The sequence below is a fragment of the Bradyrhizobium sp. Ken51 genome (assembly GCF_055807435.1).
Genome location: NZ_JBVVPB010000104.1, coordinates 1 through 2,043 on the forward strand (window position 1 = coordinate 1; position 2,043 = coordinate 2,043).

The window sequence follows — 2,043 nt, forward strand, 5'->3', positions numbered from 1 at the left end:
GCCCGAAGCAGCGTCCCGCGGCTCTGAAACTCCTTCAGCAGGCGCTTGTAATCGATGTCGAAGCCCAGAGTTTTCGCCGTCGCGTAGAGATTGGCTCCATCGATGAAGAGCGCGATCTTGTTAATAGTGGAGGCCATTTTTACTTTCGCGGAGGTACTTCATCAGGAAATGAGAGATGGAATGCTTCGCTGAAGACTGAAGATGAAAGGCGGACACTTATTGTAGCATAGTTGCCATGGACGATGCGCGCTAGGCGGTTGTAAAGGGGATTCTCGATTGCGCCCTTGTGACTTCAGGTTGCAGGCGGTCAGATTTGCGCTTTTGCCGTACCGTTTCAGGGCTGGTTTTGCCGACGTCGTCGGGCAGTACTACAGGACGCGTGGCCGCACTTAGCATCGTCTCGGATAAGTCCGGAATCGCGCAAATGACGGAAGTGAGCGTTGCCGGCCTGCGGCACCATGGCGCTCGAAGATTGACGTCAATCGTTTAATCCTTCTTAAGTGTGATAGATGGCGTCGCTAAGCTGGAGTCATCACTTCTCCGGAACGAGGTTCGACAGCATTATCACCAACTGAGCCTGGCGGTTTGTCCCCGTCTTCATAAAAACAGACTTCAATTGATTGCGCAGGGTCTGCTTAGAAAGCCCTCGCTCTGCCGCAAAACTTTCCAAATCCTTGCCGCTCGCAAGAGCCCATGCAAGCCGGGATTCTGCGGCCGTCAGCTCAAAGGCCTCGCGCAGAGTTATCATACCTGCTGACTGCGTTAGGTCGGTGTCGGAGATAACTAGTATTGCGTGGAAGAGGGAAAGGGGAGAGTCGGTTAGACCAGTAAGCCGCATCGGGTAGATGACAAGTCGGCCGCCTGAAACCTTTTGCAGAACTATGGGCGCGATAGTGAAGGCTTCAACGCTCCAGAACAGAGCTCTGATCGCGTTGTGCAGGAGCTCATTTGATTTCGGATCTTGGCAGCGAATGCGTCCTGCCGAAATCTGCAGATCCAATCCGATTAGTCGCTCCGCCGCCGGATTGACGCGAACGACGTGGCCCGACCGGTCAAGCAGAAGTGCCGCGCGCTTTGAGAAATCGAAGGCACTTAGTGCTGATTCCCCTTTTGCCAGGCCGAGCGCTGCGCAAGTCTGAACGATCGAATCCAAACTGTTGGACAGCTCGGAAAGAGCTCGCAACTCTCTCGCGGAATAAGAACCTTGTTCTGGCGTCCTTTGTAGGCTCAAATTCCAAACTAGATCTCCCCGGCCGATCCGGACGCCTGCCCAACCGCTAAGATTACAGTTCCGAAGGAACTCTTGATAAAAAGGCGAACGCTTGCGTGCGTCTAATGGCATGCAGTCGTCGTCTGTCGCCACTCCATTGGCCAAGAAGGCGGCCTTCCCCCGGTAGCGCTCGTCGCGGCCTTGCCATCCGTCACTGACGTAAACATTTGCGCTGCGATCCATGGAAGGAGTAGCAGCAACGATAGGCAATGCTCCGACAACTGGTAACAGGACCGCGCCATACGACCCGGTGCATTCCGCCGCCGTCTGCAATGCCTCTGTCCAGAGAGAGGGATCGATCGCGGCGGCGGCCAACACGCGGCTAAGTCGCTGCAGATCAAAGGGTTCCATCCACCATTCCGACGTCGTCGAATGTGCCGCAGCACCTCTAAAGGCATAGCCCAATTGGGCCATGCTGCCTCAGGATATTCGCCTTATCAAGGGGTTGGGGTAGCCCCGCGAGACCCACTTCGGCAAGGCGAGAGCAAAATGACCATCATGGAAGTTCGCCACGGTCCTACAGGGGCTCGTAGCGACCGCCCTCTTGGGCAATGCGGGCCGGTCCGCTGTTCACGAGTTTCGCTGTGCACGAGCCCGTATTCATGAACAGCTACGACCGCAACTTCTGTCGGAATAGAACCAGTGATCTGCCAACCTTTGACATCGATGTTCAACGCAGGGGACGACGTTGGGGCTGGTTCATTCGGACAAGCTCGGGCGAATGCTTAGTAGAAGGCCGAGAGCGCAGTCGGGCCGAGGCGAGATATAGGGCG

General features: G+C 55.9%; 2 protein-coding genes. Both read right to left on the bottom strand.

From position 1 onward, the window contains the following. Window positions 1-137: NYN domain-containing protein (locus AC0L27_RS40965; RefSeq protein WP_473323760.1), on the bottom strand; the 137-nt coding region annotated here is incomplete at its 3' end. A gap of 395 nt (window positions 138-532) precedes the next feature. Then, window positions 533-1,621, bottom strand: coding sequence for a helix-turn-helix transcriptional regulator (locus AC0L27_RS40970; protein WP_473323758.1), 1,089 nt, complete (start codon window positions 1,619-1,621; stop codon window positions 533-535). Between the last annotated feature and the right edge of the window lie 422 nt (window positions 1,622-2,043).

Excerpts from the sequence above, each read along its gene's own strand:
- AC0L27_RS40970 (WP_473323758.1), bottom strand. The coding sequence starts at position 1,621 with ATGGAACCCTTTGATCTGCAGCGACTTAGCCGCGTGTTGGCCGCCGCC.